Origin of the sequence: Ralstonia chuxiongensis (assembly GCF_024158925.1) — a bacterium.
Taxonomy (GTDB): Bacteria; Pseudomonadota; Gammaproteobacteria; order Burkholderiales; family Burkholderiaceae; genus Ralstonia; species Ralstonia chuxiongensis.
On record NZ_JAMYWC010000004.1, the window covers coordinates 456,754 to 475,612 of the forward strand.

Consider the following 18,859-nt stretch of genomic DNA (forward strand, 5'->3'; position numbering starts at 1 on the left):
TGGGGCATACACAGCGCGCAGCCTAATTGCTGATGCGCAACGCTGCGTGAATCTGTATCCAGAAAGGAACCCAGAGGATGCGGCTGCCGCTGTTACCCACTATCCAACGCCGGGCCTCACGTTGGTATCGTCGCCACCTGTTGCCGGTGAGTCTCGGTGCATTTATACGGCCACCAATGGCGCACGATATGAGGTTGTAGCTCAAACCGTTTATTCGGTGAGTTCGAAGAATGTTTATACCGCGCTTGGCACGTTGACCACTAGTACAGGTCGCGTCTACATGGTGGACAACGGATTCAACGTCTTTTTGGTCGATGGCTCTACCAACGGGTGGGCCATCGATATGGCGTCAAATTTCATGATCCAGATTAGCGATCCGTCCTTCTATGGCGCAGATCGCGTTGATATCGTTGACGGCTATTTCATCTTCAACAAGCCCAACTCTCAGCAGTTCTACATCTCAAATTACCTAAGCATCTCGTTCAATTCGTTGGATATTACGTCCAAATCAACGTATCCGGATAACTTGGTTACATTGGCCGTGATGCATAGAGAAATTTGGCTGTTTGGCGATCAAACCACAGAGGTTTGGTACAACACCGGCGCATCAGATTTCACGTTTGGCCGCATGCCCGGCGTCTTTATTGAGCATGGGTGTGTAGCAAAGCACTCAGTAGCAAAACATGATCTAACGCTGATGTGGCTGTCGAAGGATCAGCAGGGGCAAGGCATTGTCTTGCTAGGCAAGAACTACACAGCAAGCCGCATCAGCACACACGCCATAGAGCAAGAGTTCCAGACATACAGCCGCATTGACGATGCAGTTGGTTATACCTACCAACAAGGCGGCCATGTTTTCTATGTGCTGAGCTTTCCTACGGCAAACAAGACGTGGTGCTACGACATCACTACGGGGCTTTGGCACCAGCGTGGCTATTTGGAAGGCAGCGGAACATTTTCGCGTCATCGTGGCGTGTGTCATTCATTCAATCAAGGTAGAAACCTTGTTGGTGACTACGCGACCGGCAACGTGTACGCACTCGATCCGAATTCATACACAGACAATGGCAACCCGATTCTTTGTGTGCGCTCTTTCCCACACATTGGAGCTTCGGGTAAGCGCGCTCTTTTCAGGCAGTTTGTCGCCGATATGGAAGTCGGACAAGGGGTGGCTGGCGATCTTACAGACCCAGCCGTATTTCTGCGTTGGTCGGATGATCGCGGGTTCTCCTGGGGGAATCCGGTGCAGGGATCACTTGGGAAGGCTGGCGACTACATCAGCGTTATCCAATTTCAGAGACTGGGTTATGCGCGCGACCGCGTGTTTGAATTGTCATGGTCTGCTGGCGTAAAGACGGCTTTGAATGGCGCCTATATCGACATGTCGGCGGCTAGAACCTGATGGCAACGAACGATAGCGCAAACTTCCCTGGGCCTAGTGTACCGATTGACCAAGATGGGAAAGTTCTGCTTTCTCAGCCATGGGTTCAGTTTCTTGTTTCGCTCCTTGTCCGAACTGGCGGGAATGGTGTTCCTAGCTCTGACATTGCTGCCCTGTTAGCGCAAGTACAGGCAGCTCAAGCGCAGGTTGATTATCAATCTGTGCAAATGCAAGATCCAAGTCTGCAAGACATACGCGCAGCAATCCAAGAAATACTGAGTCAAATCCCTTCCTCGCCAAATCTTGGTGACTACGACAGAAGGCTTGATGCGCTTGAAAGCGTCATACAACAAAGCGTTGAACTGAATTCAATCCTCAAAAAAATTGAGGAAATTGAATCGTTGTTGCCTGAAATAAGACCAACTCAAAGCGTACTTGAGCAATGGAACGCCCCGACCCTTCAAAACTCTTGGGTGAACTTCGGCGGATCTCTAAACCCGGCTGGCTATTGGAAGGACCCGCACAACGTCGTGCATCTGCGCGGCGTGGTCATGTCCGGCACTGTCAATGCAACGATTTTTCTTTTGCCTGTCGGGTACCGGCCAGCTAACGAAGAACTTTTCTCTGTCGTCAGCAATAACGCCTTTGGACGTCTCGATGTTCGGGCTGCTGGCGATGTTGTTCTTGTCACTGGAAGCAATAGCTTTGCAAGCTTGGACGGCATCACGTTCCGCGCTGCCACCTGAGGTAAAACATGGCAATCACTTATAGAAAACTATTCCAACCGGTTCAACTGGGCGTGGCGCTGGCAACGATCTTTACCGTTGATTCATCGCCAACCAATGTCCTCCTAAGGGGTGGTCGTGTACGTCTGACAAACACCTCCGCATCAGCAGTATCAGTTGAACTAGATGCTGTACCAAGCGGTGGTACTGCTGGCGTTGGCAATCAGTTGGTATCTACAAATTACACCGTGCCAGCAAATGGATGGGTAGATGTTGATCTTCCTGTTATGGCCGCATCAGATTTTTTGCAAGGTAAGGCTGGTGTAGCCAACGTGATTACAGTGCATTTCATGAATGGGGGCTTGTTCTCGTGAGGAATTTTTTGAAGATCGCGGATGGCGTGAATGTTACGCCGTTGCTAAATGCAATCTATCGCAAGCCCGTGTTGTGGAAGGCCGACGATTTTTTGAGGAAATTTCCCCAGGGTCCATTTGAGGATACGGAAACGATCTATCTTCGGTTCCAGGACCACGTCCCCTGTGAAACAGAAGAACAAGTAGAGCTATACAAGCAAAACAAGCTTGCAGGTTATGACCTGCATGAATGCCCGTGGCGTGAAGAGGCAAAGGAGTTGCCAGAAGCACGCGCGCACATCATGGCTCTCATGACAACCATGGGCGCAACTCGCCTTGGCCGCTGCATGTTGAATCGCGTAAGAGCGGGAGGCCGAATTTTCCCGCATGAGGATTCACCTTGGCACGCTTCCTACTGGGACCGCTATCACATCGTGATTCAGTCTGAGCCAGGGAATGTCTTCAAGTGCGGTGACGAACAGGTGTGGATGCGTCCAGGCGAGGTTTGGTGGTTTCAAAATTCAATCACGCATGAGGTTATCAACAACAGCGCAGAAGACCGCATTCATCTCGTTGTTGATCTGAGGTTCTGATGATTACCTTTGCTATTGAGAAGTTCACCGATTTTTATGGTGAGGCACTTCCTTTGTTGCACGAGCATTACGCCGAGATTTCCACGCACAAAGATCATGAGGTTTCCCTTGAGCCGATGGTAGAGATCTACCAATCGCGAGAAGCAGAAGGTGCACTACTTGTCATTGTTGGCCGAGAAGAAGGCCAAATTGTTGCATATATGCTGTGTTTCATCGCGCCAGGATTGCATTACCGCTCCTGTTTGACTTGCACCCCAGACATTTTTTATGTGGATGCCGATAAGCGAACTGGCATGACAGGCGTCCGCATGTTCCGTTTCATTGAGAAAGAGCTAAAACGACGTGGCGTTAAGCGCTGGGCTGTCGGCAGCAAAGTTCAGCATGATGCATCTGCCTTGTTTCGTTTCATAGGCTTTGAGCCAGTAGAAACGACGTACGAGAAATGGCTTTAAGGAGAATGTGATGGTTGCAGCAGCAATTGGCGTAGGTGCTGTAACGGGGTTGGCCGGCGCCGCCATGACATCGAGTGCGGCTAGTGACGCAGCTGATACGCAGGCAGGCGCAGCAAGATATTCAGCTGATCTGCAGAACGGTCAATGGCAGCAAACACAGCAGAACCTTAAGCCATATCTTGACTTTGGTTCGTCAGCCATCAACCCGTTGCGATCTGCAATGGGGTATGACTCCAACTGGAATCTAGATCCCAACAACATCCTGAACCAGACATTCAAGGCGCCTACTGCCGCTGACGCTGCGGCAACGCCTGGGTATCAATTTACGCTGGATCAAGGGCTGCGGGCTGTTCAAAACTCAGCCGCTGCGCGCGGGCTTGGTACTTCTGGTGCAGCGCTTAAAGGCGCTTCTTCGTACGCTACTGGACTGGCAGATTCGACGTACAACGATGTATTCAATCGTGCCCTGCAGACATTCAATACCAACTATGGATCTGCTGCGAATCGCGTGAACCGATTGAGCAGCATAGTAGGAAGCGGACAGAACGCTGCGGCAACAAATGGCTCGCTTGGGGCGCAGACCATGAACAGCATTGGCGATACGCTAATGAGTGGCGCCAATGCATCTGCTGCTGGTCGAGTGGGAAGCGCCAATGCCCTGGCTAACGGCTTGAGCGGCGTTGGTAGCAATGCACTGCTATACGGGATGATGAGTGGCCCTAACAACGCTGCTGGCGGTTCTTGGAGCACTGCATTTAATCCAAACGACACAAGCACTTACTTCAATAACCCTGCTGCCTACGGTTGATCAAATGCCACTTGACTACACGATCCCCCTAAAAGCAGGGGCTGGCGTACAAACCAACCCGCTGCAAACGGCAATGCAAGCTGCGCAATTCCGCATGTCAAACCTGAATGCTCAGGCATTGCAACAGGGAATTGATGCCAACAATGCTGCATCGCAGGCGTTCAAGGAATCGACAGATGCGAATGGCAACACGGATTACAACAAGTTCCGTTCGATCATGGCATCTGGGGCTGGCGCCTATAACCTGCCGCAGATCAATAACAGCATTCTTGATGCACAGCAAAAGCAACAGACGCTTGATACAGGAAAGCTCGATCAGTCGATCAAGGTTCAATCAGGCTTACGGCAAGGTCTTGGCACTCTCATGCAAAAGCCGGATTTGTCTCCTACTGATGTCCTGAGTTTCATGGGGACGCAACTTCAGGCTGGAGCTGTGACGCCCCAAGTGGTTGCAGCTGAAATGCATAGCATGCCGACGGATCCAGGACAGTTGCGCCAATGGCTGACGCAGCACTATCAATCTGCGCTGCAAGGCGAGACGCAAATGCGCGCCATGTTCCCGCAGTACAGCAAGCTAAACACTGGCCCTGCAACTGTAGCGGTCAACGAAAATCCGATGGCGCCCGGTGGCGTTGGGGCTGTCGGCTACACGGTCAAGAATGGCTTGTCTCCGGAAGCCGCATCTGCTCCAACGCAAGTCGGGATCACCCCTAGCGGTGCTCCAATTACTGGAACGCGCGAGCAGTTTGTTAATCAATCCAACCAGAAAGGCGGTGTCCAGACTGCCCTATCTCCCTACGAGACGGCTTCTCAAGGAAAGGCTGCCGATTACGAGCAAGACATGAACGGTCGTGCCCGTGCCGCAGCAAACTCTTCCCACTATTTGAACGAAGCGCAGGCGCTATTGCAGGGCGTAAAAACTGGCGGTGGAACTGAAAAGTGGAAAGACCTTGCGGAGCGAGCTCAAGCGATTGGTGTGCCGCGTGACATCGTGGACAAGATCGCGGGCGGCAACCTTGGCGACGTGCAAGCGCTCGGGAAGGTTCTCATGCAGGGGGCCATCCAACAAATGCAATCTGGTTTCAACGGTACAGGTGCTGTTGCAAACGTAGATGCGTTCATGAAGAACAACCCGAACCTGAATACCGATCCACGTGGAATCGAAAAGATGATTGGGTTCATCAACGGCATGAACGGCGCGGTAGGGAAAGAGCAGCAAGCCTATCGAGATTTCGTCAATAAGGGCGGCAACCCAACCGATTTCCCTGCTAAGTGGAATGCAAGTCCAACCATGCGCGCTTTCACTGGCCAGATCACGCCTGTGAAAACTGGCACCTACAACGGTCGCAAGGTTGTTCAATATTCTGACGGTTCGGTGGACTACCAATGAGCAAAGACATCGACGCCTTTGTGCGCACCAATCTGCCGACCGCGCAGGCGGTAGCAAGCAAGATCGGCGTTGATCCGATGGTGCTGCTCGGGCAATGGGGGCTTGAGACTGGGTGGGGTAAGTCTGTCATTCCTGGCACGAACAACCTAGGCAACATCAAAGGCCAAGGTGCGGCGGCAACCGACAATATGACGGGTTCGACGGATCAGTATCGCGCCTATCCCACGCTGGACGCATTCGGACAGGATTTCAGCGGTCTTATCAGCCGCAAGTATCAAGGCGCCATGAACACCGGCCCAGATGCTGTCGCATATGCAACCGCGCTTAAGAAAGGCGGCTATGCGGAAGATCCGCAGTACACCACGAAATTGCCTGCTGCTGTGCAGTCTGTGCGTGCCTCCCAGGGCATCGACATTGACCCCAGCAAAATCCAATGGGACGCCCCTCAATCTGGTGGCTCGCCAGATATTGCGCCGCAGATCGATGCGTCAAAAATTCAGTGGGATTCTGCGCCAACAGCCGTATCAAAAGTAATACAGCCTGCACAACAGCAAACTTATGATCCGACATCCGGCATGAGCACCTTTGATAAGGTGATGGCCGGTGCTGGTAAATCTGTCGTTGATCTTGGGCATGGCATTCGCCAATTGGGGGCGGAAGCTGGTAACAAACTAGGGCTGGTGAGCGACCAAACGGTCGGTGATTTGCGCGCTCAAGAAGATGAACGTAAAGCGCTAGACGCCCCCTTGATGCGAACTGGTGCGGGGACAGCGGGCTATGTTGGAGGAATGCTAGCTACATCAGTCATTCCAGCAACGATTGGGGCAAAGGTTGCGGCTGGCGCTGGCATGGCTAACACAGCAAATGCATTGCGCGTCATCGCCAACCCGAACACATATAAAGCAGCGGCTGCAGTTGGTGCTCTCCAAGGGGCAATTCAGCCCGTTGGTACGGACGATAGCCGTACGATGAATGCCGGTCTTGGCGCGGCTGGTGGTATGGCTGGTAATGCCATCGTGAATGGTATTGGCCGTATTGCACAGCCGGTCAAAAACGCCTTGTCTCCTATTCTTCAGCAGGGCGCCGATGTCCTCCGCAATGCAGGTGTCCCACTTGATGCCGCTCAGCAAAGCGGATCTGCGGTTTTGAACAGGATTCGTTCTGCCCTGAGCGACAATCCCTTTACTGCTGGCGGGGAAGCGACAAAGCGAGCCACGCAGCAGAGCGCTTTCAATAATGCTGTACTTAACACGATTGGGGCATCAGGAGAGGCCGCTACACCCGACGTAATGAAGGCGGCTAAGAACAGCATTGGCCAAGTGTTTAATGACGTGGCAGCGCGCAATCCTGTGGCCTACGACAATACCCTTAACCAAGCCATTACCAACATCGCCCAAGGCGCTAGGAATGAACTGAGCGATCAGCAAATGGGCATCATCACTCGTCAGATCAACAACGTTCTGGATAAGGCCAACAATCCAGGCATGGCGATTGATGGTAGTGCATACCAAAACATCAAAAGTGGACTGGATCGCATTTCTGGCGGTCAGGATACAGCGGTTGGTCACTGGGCGCGTCAATTGCGAGGCGTTTTGGATGATGCTTTGGAGCGTTCTACCGCTGCAAACGGTAACCAAGCTGACTATGCAGCGCTGCAGCAGGCACGTCAGCAATGGGGCAACATGCGCAAGATTGAGGGAGCTATTGCTGCGGACGGAAGTGGCGATATTTCTCCTGCGAAGTTGGCGAACATTGTGAACCAGAAGGCCAACCGAGCATCGTCTGTCTATGGTGCTGGTGACCAGACGTTGCCGGATCTAGCCAAGGCTGGACGCAATCTCCTGACCGATAGGTTGCCTAATAGCGGGACTGCCGCACGCGCAACCATGCAGTTGCTGGCACCGGCACTTGTGGGCGGCTCATATGGAGCGCTACAGGGGGACTGGGAGAAGGCCGGAATTGGCGCCCTTGGCGGGATCGCTTTGCCTAAAGCTGCTCAGTATGCGATCAACAATCCAGCAGTGGCCAATTATCTAGCCAATGGCATCGGGAATGATGCTGTTCGAGGTGTTCTGATGGCGCCTAGAAATAACGCGCTTTTGAATGCCCTAGTGCGTCGTTCGGTTACCCCGCAACTTCCTGTCTTCCAGAATGGGGCGCAGCAATAACCGTTTGAGCCAACAATCTGGCATGAATCGATGCACAAAGTTGTTGCAAAACCACACGATAAGGCTGTAGCAGAACAAATAGAAGGGCTTCAGCAAAAGAGCCAACAACCATAGTTTCATAGTCCCACCAGTCCCCGCCAAGTGAGGGGATTTTCATTCCTAGGCCGCCATTTGGTGGCCTTTTTGTTTTGAGGAATCCATGCAACTACTGCAAAACGGCAAACAGCAGTTCATCGATCAGAACGGGTTGCCGTTGGCAAACGGAACGGTCGGATACTACGCGCCTGGCACATTGAATCCGTTGCCCACCTACCAGGATCAAGCCGGGACTATCCAGAACGCAAATCCTATCACGTTAGATAGCCGTGGACAGGCGATTGTCTGGGGTACGGGCACTTATCGCCAGATCGTAAAAGACTCCACTGGAGTCACTATCTGGGATCAGATCATCACTTCGAGCACGAGCGCAGCGGATCTCAGTTCACAAACTGGGGCTGGTGGAACGGCCATGATCGGTTTCGATGGTGGCACGCTTGCATCCTTCCTGCTTTCCAAAAGCAACCGTGTCGTCGATTCTTTTGCGACGCTGCGCACGATCTCTAAGACGCTATATACCCGCGCCTTTGTAGATGGTTCCACGAAATCCGGGTTCGGCTTTTACTGGTGCGATCTCAGTGATACCACGACGGCGGATGACGGATGGAACAACATCGTGGCTTCTGACGGTGGCCGCTGGAAACGCGCCGAAGGAGCCATTTTCGATATAACGCTTTTGGGTGTAAAGGCCGGAACATCCACAAGCCAAAGCGCCGCCATTGCGGCCGCGCAGGCAGTTTGTGCTGTCGCTGGAAAGATCCCATATCTTCCAGCTGGTACTTATGCTGGCAGTGTGGCAATCCGAACCAGTAATTCCGGCCTTATCGGAGAAGGGTCATCTGTCACAAAAATCGTGATCCCAGCCACGACATATAGCCTTTCGTCATTTAGTATGGCCGGCCAGGTCGCCACCGTCACCACGTCAACACCGAGCGGCGTCTTTGTTGGCCAGGGTATCAGCATCAAGGGCACGTCCGCGAGCGCATACAATGTCGGCTACATCGTCACGGCCGTGCTGAGCAGCACGCAGTTCCAGTGCAAGTCGCTCAATTACACCTTCACCGATGGAACTGCAACCGGCGGCAACGTCAGCGAGGGGAATGTCTGTGATGTTGGCCAACTAGCCTACGGCAACGCTTCTACGGCGATTGCGGGCATCGTGGTGCGTGGCATTACCTTCGACGGTAACCGCTCCAACCGCACGACACCTCCAGACGATCTGACGGATTGGGGTATCGCGCTAACGAACACCAAGAATTATCACATCAGCGATGTGCGCGGCGTCAACTGCTGGCAGGGCGGCTTCGGCGCGTTCATCAACTCCAACTATGGCTATGTGCAAGCCTACGTAGAGAACTGCGGTTTCTCTGCCCAAAATCCTGCTGGCTTCGACATCAACAGCAGTAGCTACAACGAGTTCCACTGCACATCCAGCCGCTGCAACTACGGTGCGCGCGTTCTAGACAATTGCGTAGGTAACGTCGGTACTTTTGTCATCGACTCCGCTACGCAGACTGGGTTCGTCTACGGAAACCAGAACGTCAACTATTCGAGCGCGAACAACTTCCGCATCTCCGTTATCAATGGGTGTTCGATTGCCGGTGTGCAGATCACAGCGAAATGCTATTCGTCTGAGCTTGATGTGACTGCTCAGGGCACAACCGGCCCAGCAGTGCATGAAGTTCAAGCCCTCGGCGCAAATGCATCGGAGGGAAACACGTACCGCGTGAATAGCAAGAATTGCAGTGCTCAATCTGTGCTAATCGGCGGAAACAGCGGCAAATGGATTGTCAATAGCTGGCAAGACGGACGCTCCGGCGGTGCTGGCGCCGCCTTCGCCATCGATGTATATGGCAATCGAAACCAGATAGATGCCGTGGTCGAGGATTCGTCAACGCCTCAAGTACGAGGTATCGCGTTCCGCTCCGGAGCGGTCGGCAATGATGTTCTGAAGTTCACGCACAACACTCTTGTTCAGGAAATTTCGGATGCGTCAGGCGGCTATAACTTCTTCGAAGAATCGGGCTGGACAACGCCATCTTTTAGCGCTGGCTGGAGCAACACCTATGGCGCTCCGTTCAACACGATTGGATACAGGAAGCTCGGAAAACATGTGCGCCTCAAGGGCACTGTGACGGGTGGTACTGGGACCATCTTCACGTTGCCAACTGGCTATGCACCAGTTACCGGCACATATCTTTTCCCAACCGTATCTAATGGCGCATCTGCAGTAGTGGCAATCAATACAGCCGGTGTTGTTTCGCTTCAGTCTGGCTCCGCTGTATCCGTCAATCTTGACCACATCAATATTCCCATCGACGCATAACATGACTGAAAACAACGATACCTGGGCGGGGTTGTTCAAAGCTGTGGTCGCATGGATTGGCGTTCTTGTTGGAAGCATTACGCTTTCAAAGCTAGTGCTTTTTGCCACCCTTGTTTACACAGTTCTTCAAACATATGTCCTGTGGCGAGACAAATTGAAGGGTCAAGAAAATGGCAAGCTTTGATGACGCCTTCGATTCATTGATCGGTAACGAGGGCGGATATAGCAACCATCCTCAGGATCCAGGCGGTGAAACAATGTGGGGAGTAACTGCTCGCGTGGCGCGTGCCTATGGTTACACAGGACCGATGCGCGACCTTCCACGCGATACCGCCAAAGACATCGCCAAGAAGCTTTATTGGGATCCGCTACATCTGGATCAATTTGACCCGCGCGTAGCGTTTCAGATCTTTGATGCCAACTACAACGGCGGTCATCCTGTGCTCTGGATGCAGGGAGCATCAGGTGCAAATGTAGATGGCCTGATAGGGCCAAATACGATTGCAGCAGTGCAGGCCACCGATCCACTCAAGTTCATTCTTCGCTGGAATTCGATTCGCCTTCGATATTTCACAGCGCTCAAGACGTGGGCAACGTTCGGTCGTGGCTGGGCAAACCGCATTGCTGATAACCTGAAACGAGGGGCAATCTAATGCTTCCTATTGCACTAGCTTTGGCGCAATTCGCGCCGATGATTGCAGGATGGTTGGGTGGTCCTAAGGCTGAACAGGTAGCCGGGAAAGTTGTCGGCATCGCTCAACAGGTGACGGGGCAGTCTTCGCCCGATGCCACCGTCGCCGCTCTTGCAGCAGACCCTAATTTGGCCTTTCAGTTTCAGAAGGCCGTATTGGATCAGCAAGCTCACCTAGCAGATGTCGCAGCAGATGTCACCAAGGCTGAACTGGCTGCTGACACTGCCAATACTGCAGCCGTCAATGAGACGATGCAGGCTGAATCCAAATCTGACCATTGGCCAACCTATAGTTGGCGCCCATTCGTTGGCTTCTGCTTCGGCTTCGCATGGATCGGCGCGTATTTCATCATTCCCATCCTACGCGGATGGTGGCCACAGATAGCACAACCTGCGATTCCGCCAGAGGCATGGATTGCCATTGGTGGTGTGTTGGGCGTGGCTAGCTTTTTCCGTGGTCGCATGCAAGCCGATCCGCGCATTCCAACCGACAACCGAGGATAAGCATGCTAGCCCGCTACATCATGAACTGGCTGCGTTGGTGGGATCAGGGTCTGAATGTTCTTACGGGCGGCGACAGCCTAGAGACACTCAGCAGTCGAGCAGGAAAAGGCCAACGAGAAGGGAAAAAGTGGGCATGCTATCTATGCCGCTTTTTAGACCTATTCCAGCGTGATCATTGTGAGCGATCAATCAATCCAGATGATGGGTCTAACGCCACTCTTCCTGATTGACCTTCGCGCCACGCGATGATGCGCTTGCCGAGGTTGATAACCGGCTTCTCGATCACGTTGAATGCGACAGCGGACAAGGCCAGCGATACCAGCACCACGATCGGGTAAGCCATGATCATCCGCATCTCTGCCGATCGGTCGGTCATCGCGGCATTGATCATGCCCGCCACCTTCCCGAAAACCAGAAAGTGAAGCAGGTAGGCCGAGTAGCAGTACTTGCCTGCGGTTCCCATGGCCTTCATTCGGGCGATGCGCCCGAACAGCGGCGAATTCACCATCGCGCCAGCGAAGATGAAGAACAGCGGAATGCTACCGAACAGGACCTCGCTGTTGTACGTCCAGAAGTAATAAGCCGAGGCCAGCGCCAGTGCATCGTACTGCATGCCTTCCATCTTTCCGCTCGGCAACTTTCGCCATATCTGATACAGGAAGACGCCAGCCGCGAAAGCAAACAGGTGGTTGAGAGGCATGTAGAACACGGCATCATTGGCAGTCGGAATCTTGTAGATGGCTGCAACTGTCCACCAAAGACTTTGCCCGACCAAAGCGACAGCGAAGAAGACACCAGCACGGCCCGCTGTAGTCAGCACCAGCGCGAGCCCCGGCAGGAAGAAGTAAAAGACCTCTTCAGCGAAGATCGACCAGCCGCCCGGAATCACCGAGGGCACGGCGTGCTGCATGAACCCGAAGTAGAAAAAGGCGGTCGCCACAGTTTCATTGAGCGGCTTGCCATATGCATGCATGTACAGCAGGCAAGCGATCCACCACATCGGCAGAATGCGCGTCGCGCGCCGGATGTAGAAATTGGTCCACGGTATCGCCTCGGTTCCCTTGCGGGCGTTCCACGACATGAACAGTGTGAATGCGCTGACCATGAAGAACAGTTGCACGCCGCGCGCGCCCATCAGCAGCCACGAGAACACGGCCTGGTTCGAGAACGGCGAGACGCTTGCTACAGTGATCGCCGTGTGCACTCCCATCACCATCAGGATGGCGATGCCGCGCAGGCCGTTGATAAACGGCAGGTTCTGATCCTTCATTTTTTCTTCGTATTCCTCGGTGCGCCGATGCTACCTCCTGATGTGGACGGGCAGATATTCATTTGTCTTATATCTGATCTAAGAAAGAAAAATTCCGCTCCCCGTCACTCCTAGAGGTGTGTGTAATTTCGCCTTCTGACGCCCAACACTGTTCTTATATACAGTATTTTGCATTTCTGTAAGTCCTTGATTTTGTTGGAATGCCTTGCTGTGAGCCTGTGTTTACATACAGCTAATTAGGACTCAAAATCCCCCGCCGCAAGGCGTGCCGGTTCGATTCCGGCCTCGGGCACCAGAATTCAAGCCGCTTCTGTTCACGCAGAAGCGGCTTTTTCATTGGGCACTCGCCAACCCGACGACGGCCGGCAACACGCCTCGCCTGGCGTGGGATAATGCGGGTTTTGCCCCGGGCGCGGCTCAAGAGGTTGATCGCACGGGCATGAGGGCCTGTATCCGCGTGGCCCGCTCCCCATTTCGAACCTTCTTCAGTACGCACAATGCCCGCATACCGTTCCAAAACCTCCACCGCCGGCCGCAACATGGCGGGGGCACGCTCGCTCTGGCGCGCCACCGGCATGAAAGATGAGGACTTCCAGAAGCCGATCATCGCGGTGGTCAACTCGTTCACCCAGTTCGTGCCCGGCCACGTGCATCTGAAAGACCTGGGCCAGCTCGTCGCGCGCGAGATCGAAGCCGCGGGCGGCGTTGCCAAGGAATTCAACACGATTGCCGTGGATGACGGCATCGCCATGGGCCACGACGGCATGCTGTATTCGCTGCCCAGCCGCGACATCATTGCCGACTCGGTCGAATACATGGTCAACGCGCACTGCGCCGACGCCATGGTGTGCATCTCGAACTGCGACAAGATCACCCCGGGCATGCTGATGGCCGCCATGCGCCTGAACATTCCGGTGATCTTCGTCTCCGGCGGCCCGATGGAAGCGGGCAAGACGCGCCTGGCCAACCCCGTCACCAAGGCCATCGAGATCAAGAAGCTCGACCTGATCGACGCGATGGTGATTGCGGCCGACAGCAAGTATTCCGATGAGGAAGTGGCGGAAGTCGAACGCTCGGCTTGCCCGACCTGCGGTTCGTGCTCGGGCATGTTCACGGCCAACTCGATGAACTGCCTGACCGAAGCCCTGGGCCTGTCGCTGCCGGGCAATGGCACCGTGGTCGCCACGCACGCCGACCGCGAACAGCTCTTCAAGCGCGCCGGCCACCGCATCGTTGAACTGGCCCGCCAATACTACGAACAGGAAGACGAGCGCGTGCTCCCGCGTTCGGTCGGCTTCAAGGCATTTGAGAACGCGATGACGCTGGACATCGCAATGGGCGGCTCGACCAACACGATCCTGCACCTGCTGGCCATCGCACAGGAAGCCGAAATCGACTTCACGATGGCAGATATCGACCGCCTTTCGCGCGTCGTGCCGCAGCTCTGCAAGGTCGCGCCGAACACGAACAAGTACCACATCGAGGACGTGCACCGCGCAGGCGGCATCATGGCCATCCTGGGCGAACTGGACCGTGCCGGCAAACTGCACACCGATACACCAACCGTGCACGCGCCCACGATGAAGGATGCGCTGGACCAGTGGGACATCGTCCGCACGTCGGACGAAGCCGTGCAGACGTTCTACCGTGCCGGCCCGGCTGGTATCCCGACGCAGGTCGCGTTCAGCCAGAACACGCGCTGGCCGAGCCTCGATCTGGATCGCGCAGAGGGCTGCATCCGCTCGAACGAGCATGCGTTCTCGAAGGAAGGTGGCCTGGCCGTGCTGAGGGGCAACATCGCGCTGGACGGCTGCGTGGTGAAGACCGCTGGCGTGGACGACAGCATCCTTGTGTTCGAAGGCACGGCACACGTGACGGAATCGCAGGACGAAGCCGTCGAGAACATCCTCGCTGACAAGGTCAAGGCTGGCGACGTGGTGGTCGTGCGCTACGAGGGCCCGAAGGGCGGCCCCGGCATGCAGGAAATGCTGTATCCGACGAGCTACATCAAGTCCAAAGGCCTGGGCAAAGCCTGTGCCCTACTGACGGACGGCCGCTTCTCGGGCGGCACGTCGGGCCTGTCGATCGGTCACTGCTCGCCGGAAGCGGCAGCAGGCGGCGCGATTGGCCTGGTACGTAACGGCGACAAGATCCGTATCGACATCCCCAACCGCACGATCAACGTGCTGGTGTCGGACGAAGAACTCGCACGCCGCCGCGAAGAGCAGAACGCCAAGGGCTGGAAGCCTGCACTGCCGCGTCCGCGCAAGGTGTCGGCCGCACTTAAGGCGTACGCCAAGTTGGTCATGTCGGCAGACAAGGGCGCGGTGCGCGACCTGTCGCAACTGGACGACTGATGCGCCGCGGGCCATGCGCCCGACTGAAGCAAAGAAAAGCCGCTCTTCGGAGCGGCTTTTTCTATTGCGCCGGTGCCGCGACGTTCAATCCCACTGAGGCGCAAGCCCGTCGGGTGACACCTCGCGGCCGTTGCGCTCGAGCGCGGCAATCTGCGCCATGTCGTCGGCCGTCAGGTGCAGTGTTTGCGCACGCAGGTTGCTCGCAAGATTCTCACGCTTGGTTGACGACGGGATGACCGAGTAGCCGAGTTGCATCGCCCAGGCCAGCGCGACCTGCGCCGGCGTTGCCTCGTGCCGCCGTGCAATCGCACCGATCACCGGATCACCCAGCACCTTGCCGTATGCAAGCGTCATGTACGACGTGACGTGAATGCCCTCGCGCTGCAGGAAATCGACGAGCCTGCGGTTCTGCAGATACGGGCTCAGCTCGATCTGGTTGGTGGCAATGGCGTCTTTGCCAACTACCGCCATCGCCTGTCGCGTCAGCGCGATGTTGAAGTTCGAGACGCCGATCTCGCGCGTCAAACCCCGGGCCTTGGCATCAGCCAGCGCGGTCATGAATTCTTCGAGCGACACGCCGTTGTTGGGCGCAGGCCAGTGGATCAGCGTGAGGTCGACGTAGTCGGTGCGCAGCTTGGCGAGGCTGTCTTCGAGACTCGCCGCGAGCTTGCCTTTGGCGTAGTTTTCGACCCAGATCTTCGTGGTCAGAAACAGCTCTTCGCGGCGCACGCCGGAGCCGGCAATTGCCTCGCCGACCTCCGCTTCATTACCGTAGATTTGCGCAGTGTCGATTGCGCGGTAGCCGAGTTCGAGGCCATTGCGGACCGAGTCGATGACAACCTGGCCCTTCAGGCGAAACGTACCAAGGCCGAAAGCGGGGATCTTGTTCATCTTGTGCTCCGAGGGGAAATCGAATCAGGGGTTCATGGCCAGACGCGTCCGGCGCTGCACAACGTGTAGACCCACCAGCGCGAGACCTGCCGCCGCAATCACTGCGCCGACAATTGGCACGGCCGCAAAACCCAGGCCTGCGGAAATGGCTGCACCGCCCGCTGCCGCGCCCAGTGCATTGCCGAGGTTAAAAGCGCCCACGTTGATTGACGATGCGAGCCCCGGCGCCTCAGCCGCGGCCCGCATCACACGCATCTGCAGCGGCGGCACGACCGCAAAGGTGGCAATGCCCCACACCAGCAGTGCTGCGGCCGCGCCCACATGCGTCTTGGCGAGCACGGGGAAGGCGAGCATCGTCACGATCAGCAGCAACAGAAAGCCGATCAGGCTGCCATCTAGCGAGCGATCGGCCAGGCGGCCGCCGGCGATGTTGCCAATCGAAAAACCGATGCCGATCAGCACCAGCATCGCCGTCACGAACGCGGGCGAGGCGCCGGTCAGTTGGGCGAGCGTCGGCGCGACGTACGTGTAGAGCGTGAACATCGCGCCCGCACCGAGCACCGTGGTGGCAAGCGCGCCCAGCACGACGGGACGCGTCAGCACGGCCAGTTCGGCACGCAGGTTGGGCATCTTGCCGGCATCGCCCTTCGGCAGCGCGGCGAACAGACCCGCGATGGCGATCAGGCCCAGGCTTGCCGTGGCGGCAAACGACATGCGCCAGCCGATCATCTGACCAAGCCACGTCGCGGCCGGCACGCCGCCGACGTTAGCGATCGTCAATCCCATGAACATCGTGGCCACGGCGCTGGCCTGCTTCTCGCGCGGCACAAGGCTGGCGGCAACCACCGAACCCAGCCCGAAAAACGCGCCGTGGTTGAGGCTGGTGACGAGCCGCGCGAGCAGCAGCGTCGTGTAATCCGGCGCAACGGCTGACAGCAGGTTGCCGATGGTGAAAATACTCATCAGCGCGATCAGCGCCTTGCGTCGCGGCCAGCGTGCGAGCAGCGGCGTCATGATCGGCGCGCCGACCATCACGCCGATGGCGTAGGCGCTGATCAACATGCCGGCCTGCGGGATCGATACATGCACGCCGTCGGCAATCACGGGCAGCAAGCCCATCGGCGAGAACTCAGTAGTGCCAATACCGAAGGCACCAGCGGCAAGCGCGAGCAGCGGCAGCGTCGCGCTGCTGCGTGTGGGCTCGGCGGAAGTGGGGGTGGGGTTCATGCGGTGTACTCCAAAGCAGAGGAATGGAAAGCGGGCAGAACCTCTGCCGCGATTTCCTCAAACGTTTCAGCAAGCGGGCGACGATTCCGGCGGAAATGCAGGCCGATATGCTGCACGCCCGCCTCGCGCATCGCTGCCAACTCTTCGGACAGTGCGATGCGCCCGGCGCGTGCGCCAAAGCGATGGCGTTGCAACGGCTCGTGCGGGTCTTCCGCCAGATCGAGGTGAATGAAGCTCACGTAGGGCTTGTCGCCCGCAACGGCACGCCATGCGGCGGCGCGTTGCGCGTGATCGGCTGGCGTGCCCGGATAGGCAAGGCAACCGTCCATGTGTGTGCCGATCCAGGCCGGCGTCTGTTGCGCGAGGCCGGCCACCAGCAGCGGAAGCGACGTGCGCATGGCCGGCAGAATCTCTATGCCGGCGGGCAAGCTGCCACGCGCGCCGTCCCGCAATAGCGAGATCTGGTCGCGGAAGCTTGCCCCGCGCGATTCGAAGTCGCGGCCGAACAGCGGATATTCGACGGGCCGGTCACCGCTGGCCACGCCGAGCAACAGACGACCGCCGCTCAATTCCTGGATGGTTGTGGCCGATTTGAGCGTCAGCAGCGGCTCGCGCAACGGCAGAACAACGGCGGCCGTGCCGAGCAGAATGTGGCGCGTAATGCCGGCCAAGTAGCCAAGGTACGAGAACACCTCAAATACCTGTGCAGCATCGCCGAATGCGGGGTCGTACACCGGTACATCGCGCACCCACAAGGCACGAAAACCGAGCGAATCCGCGAGTTGCGCGAGGGCTGCGTGGTGTTCGATATCGGGCACACCGTGGCGGCGCCCGTCACGCAGGCGCTTGGCATCGCCAGCGGGGGACCAATCGTTGTCGAGCGGCAGTTCAATGCCAATGCTGAAGCCGCCGTATGTGAGTTTGTCGAGTGCGGGGGGCATGGTTGTGATCGGGTCAAAAGGCGCGCTGCGGGCGATGCATGTGCTATCAGCGCAATGGGCATGGACCGCAGTGTGCGTGCTCCACCTTTGCAGAAAAACCCGCCCGTCGACGAAACAGTCTTGATTGGCAATCAACAATCCGCGTTACTCAAAACGCACTCCAGGTTGGCAGTACAGCAACATGGCAGGCTTTCCCAAATATGTCACACCGTGATATATTCCGGCCCGAACCCTTTGATTCCGCTATGGCCACCCCTGCCCGACCTCTGTCCAAGCAGGATTTCGAGAGCCTCTCCGATTTCCGCTACCACTTGCGCCGCTTCCTGCGCGCCTCTGAAGATCTGATCCACGCCAAGGGCATCACGCCGCTGCAGTATCAGTTGCTGCTGCACGTGAAAGGCTATGCCGGGCGCGAATGGGCCACCGTCGGCGAACTGGCCGAGCGCCTGCAGGCCGCGCCGCATGGCACGGCGGCACTCATCACGCGTTGCGAAGAAGCGGGCCTGGTCGAACGCCGTCAAAGCGACACCGACGCACGCCAGGTGGAAGTGCATCTCTCCAAGAAGGGTGACCAACTCGTTGCGCTTCTTGCCGGGCTGCACCAGAGCGAGCTGTCGGCCTTCAGCCGCGCTTTCAAGATCCCCCACCTCGATCACCCCGCCGAACCCTCCGCCGAGCAGTAACGT

Annotated in this window: 18 protein-coding genes and 1 tRNA gene; 15 read left to right on the forward strand and 4 right to left on the reverse strand. The window is 56.6% G+C overall.

Annotated features, from left to right (window positions below; translation table 11 throughout):
- Positions 1-46 precede the first annotated feature (46 nt).
- From NKG59_RS15640 to NKG59_RS15695, 12 genes are all read left to right on the forward strand, one after another.
- A complete protein-coding gene (locus NKG59_RS15640) occupies positions 47-1,402 on the forward strand; it encodes a packaged DNA stabilization protein (protein WP_253538515.1) in 1,356 nt (451 codons plus the stop codon).
- A complete protein-coding gene (locus NKG59_RS15645) occupies positions 1,402-2,127 on the forward strand; it encodes a hypothetical protein (RefSeq protein WP_253538517.1) in 726 nt (241 codons plus the stop codon). Before NKG59_RS15640 ends, NKG59_RS15645 begins: the two co-directional genes overlap by 1 nt.
- 8 nt (positions 2,128-2,135) lie before the next feature.
- Positions 2,136-2,480, forward strand: coding sequence for a hypothetical protein (locus tag NKG59_RS15650; RefSeq protein ID WP_253538520.1), 345 nt, complete (start codon positions 2,136-2,138; stop codon positions 2,478-2,480).
- Positions 2,481-2,488: 8 nt separating this feature from the next.
- A complete protein-coding gene (locus NKG59_RS15655) occupies positions 2,489-3,052 on the forward strand; it encodes an aspartyl/asparaginyl beta-hydroxylase domain-containing protein (protein ID WP_253538523.1) in 564 nt (187 codons plus the stop codon).
- A complete protein-coding gene (locus NKG59_RS15660; RefSeq protein ID WP_253538526.1) occupies positions 3,052-3,504 on the forward strand; it encodes a hypothetical protein in 453 nt (150 codons plus the stop codon). The genes NKG59_RS15655 and NKG59_RS15660 overlap by 1 nt, the downstream gene beginning before the upstream one ends.
- A gap of 10 nt (positions 3,505-3,514) precedes the next feature.
- Positions 3,515-4,312: a hypothetical protein gene (locus tag NKG59_RS15665; RefSeq protein WP_253538529.1), complete on the forward strand. Its 798-nt coding sequence runs from the start codon at positions 3,515-3,517 to the stop codon at positions 4,310-4,312.
- A gap of 4 nt (positions 4,313-4,316) precedes the next feature.
- On the forward strand, positions 4,317-5,702 hold the full coding sequence (locus NKG59_RS15670; RefSeq protein ID WP_253538532.1) for a hypothetical protein: 1,386 nt from the start codon (positions 4,317-4,319) through the stop codon (positions 5,700-5,702).
- The gene (locus NKG59_RS15675) at positions 5,699-7,870 is read left to right on the forward strand and encodes a glycoside hydrolase family 73 protein (RefSeq protein WP_253538535.1); all 2,172 of its coding nucleotides are present in this window, start codon (positions 5,699-5,701) and stop codon (positions 7,868-7,870) included. Before NKG59_RS15670 ends, NKG59_RS15675 begins: the two co-directional genes overlap by 4 nt.
- Positions 7,871-8,069: 199 nt before the next feature.
- Positions 8,070-10,292 (forward strand): hypothetical protein, encoded by a 2,223-nt coding sequence (locus NKG59_RS15680; RefSeq protein WP_253538538.1) that lies wholly within the window; start codon positions 8,070-8,072, stop codon positions 10,290-10,292.
- Between the two features lies 1 nt (position 10,293).
- Positions 10,294-10,476, forward strand: coding sequence for a hypothetical protein (locus NKG59_RS15685; protein ID WP_253538540.1), 183 nt, complete (start codon positions 10,294-10,296; stop codon positions 10,474-10,476).
- Positions 10,463-10,945, forward strand: coding sequence for a glycoside hydrolase family 108 protein (locus NKG59_RS15690; RefSeq protein ID WP_253538543.1), 483 nt, complete (start codon positions 10,463-10,465; stop codon positions 10,943-10,945). The genes NKG59_RS15685 and NKG59_RS15690 overlap by 14 nt, the downstream gene beginning before the upstream one ends.
- Entirely contained in the window at positions 10,945-11,487 is a 543-nt protein-coding gene (locus NKG59_RS15695; RefSeq protein ID WP_253538547.1) for a 3TM-type holin, read from the forward strand. The genes NKG59_RS15690 and NKG59_RS15695 overlap by 1 nt, the downstream gene beginning before the upstream one ends.
- A gap of 172 nt (positions 11,488-11,659) precedes the next feature.
- Here NKG59_RS15695 and NKG59_RS15700 read toward each other — a convergent pair whose 3' ends face one another.
- The gene (locus NKG59_RS15700; protein ID WP_253538550.1) at positions 11,660-12,757 is read right to left on the reverse strand and encodes an acyltransferase family protein; all 1,098 of its coding nucleotides are present in this window, start codon (positions 12,755-12,757) and stop codon (positions 11,660-11,662) included.
- A 214-nt stretch (positions 12,758-12,971) separates the two neighbouring features.
- Here NKG59_RS15700 and NKG59_RS15705 point away from each other — a divergent pair.
- Positions 12,972-13,052: transfer RNA gene (locus NKG59_RS15705), tRNA-OTHER, on the forward strand.
- A gap of 202 nt (positions 13,053-13,254) precedes the next feature.
- A complete protein-coding gene (gene ilvD, locus NKG59_RS15710; protein ID WP_045202817.1) occupies positions 13,255-15,114 on the forward strand; it encodes a dihydroxy-acid dehydratase in 1,860 nt (619 codons plus the stop codon).
- A gap of 84 nt (positions 15,115-15,198) precedes the next feature.
- On the opposite strand, the gene dkgB is transcribed toward ilvD, so the two are convergent.
- The 3 genes from dkgB to NKG59_RS15725 are packed head-to-tail and all read right to left on the reverse strand — an operon-like array spanning position 15,199 to position 18,173.
- Entirely contained in the window at positions 15,199-16,005 is an 807-nt protein-coding gene (gene dkgB / locus NKG59_RS15715; RefSeq protein WP_253538553.1) for a 2,5-didehydrogluconate reductase DkgB, read from the reverse strand.
- 24 nt (positions 16,006-16,029) lie between these two features.
- Complete coding sequence (locus tag NKG59_RS15720; RefSeq protein WP_253538556.1) at positions 16,030-17,232, reverse strand: MFS transporter; 1,203 nt, start codon at positions 17,230-17,232, stop codon at positions 16,030-16,032.
- Positions 17,229-18,173 carry a TIGR03571 family LLM class oxidoreductase gene (locus NKG59_RS15725; RefSeq protein ID WP_253538559.1) on the reverse strand — a complete coding sequence of 315 codons (945 nt, stop codon included), beginning with the start codon at positions 18,171-18,173 and terminating at the stop codon, positions 17,229-17,231. Before NKG59_RS15725 ends, NKG59_RS15720 begins: the two co-directional genes overlap by 4 nt.
- A 245-nt stretch (positions 18,174-18,418) precedes the next feature.
- Here NKG59_RS15725 and NKG59_RS15730 point away from each other — a divergent pair, with 245 nt between their 5' ends.
- On the forward strand, positions 18,419-18,856 hold the full coding sequence (locus NKG59_RS15730) for a MarR family winged helix-turn-helix transcriptional regulator (RefSeq protein ID WP_253538561.1): 438 nt from the start codon (positions 18,419-18,421) through the stop codon (positions 18,854-18,856).
- The last annotated feature ends 3 nt before the right edge of the window (positions 18,857-18,859 follow it).

Bases quoted from the DNA above. Each gene is read 5' to 3' on its own strand.
- NKG59_RS15645 (WP_253538517.1), top strand. From the start codon at position 1,402: ATGGCAACGAACGATAGCGCAAACTTCCCTGGGCCTAGTGTACCGATT.
- NKG59_RS15650 (WP_253538520.1), top strand. From the start codon at position 2,136: ATGGCAATCACTTATAGAAAACTATTCCAACCGGTTCAACTGGGCGTG.
- NKG59_RS15660 (WP_253538526.1), top strand. From the start codon at position 3,052: ATGATTACCTTTGCTATTGAGAAGTTCACCGATTTTTATGGTGAGGCA.
- NKG59_RS15665 (WP_253538529.1), top strand. From the start codon at position 3,515: ATGGTTGCAGCAGCAATTGGCGTAGGTGCTGTAACGGGGTTGGCCGGC.
- NKG59_RS15670 (WP_253538532.1), top strand. From the start codon at position 4,317: ATGCCACTTGACTACACGATCCCCCTAAAAGCAGGGGCTGGCGTACAA.
- NKG59_RS15675 (WP_253538535.1), top strand. From the start codon at position 5,699: ATGAGCAAAGACATCGACGCCTTTGTGCGCACCAATCTGCCGACCGCG.
- NKG59_RS15680 (WP_253538538.1), top strand. From the start codon at position 8,070: ATGCAACTACTGCAAAACGGCAAACAGCAGTTCATCGATCAGAACGGG.
- NKG59_RS15685 (WP_253538540.1), top strand. From the start codon at position 10,294: ATGACTGAAAACAACGATACCTGGGCGGGGTTGTTCAAAGCTGTGGTC.
- NKG59_RS15690 (WP_253538543.1), top strand. From the start codon at position 10,463: ATGGCAAGCTTTGATGACGCCTTCGATTCATTGATCGGTAACGAGGGC.
- NKG59_RS15695 (WP_253538547.1), top strand. From the start codon at position 10,945: ATGCTTCCTATTGCACTAGCTTTGGCGCAATTCGCGCCGATGATTGCA.
- NKG59_RS15700 (WP_253538550.1), bottom strand. From the start codon at position 12,757: ATGAAGGATCAGAACCTGCCGTTTATCAACGGCCTGCGCGGCATCGCC.
- ilvD (WP_045202817.1), top strand. From the start codon at position 13,255: ATGCCCGCATACCGTTCCAAAACCTCCACCGCCGGCCGCAACATGGCG.
- dkgB (WP_253538553.1), bottom strand. From the start codon at position 16,005: ATGAACAAGATCCCCGCTTTCGGCCTTGGTACGTTTCGCCTGAAGGGC.
- NKG59_RS15720 (WP_253538556.1), bottom strand. From the start codon at position 17,232: ATGAACCCCACCCCCACTTCCGCCGAGCCCACACGCAGCAGCGCGACG.
- NKG59_RS15725 (WP_253538559.1), bottom strand. From the start codon at position 18,173: ATGCCCCCCGCACTCGACAAACTCACATACGGCGGCTTCAGCATTGGC.
- NKG59_RS15730 (WP_253538561.1), top strand. From the start codon at position 18,419: ATGGCCACCCCTGCCCGACCTCTGTCCAAGCAGGATTTCGAGAGCCTC.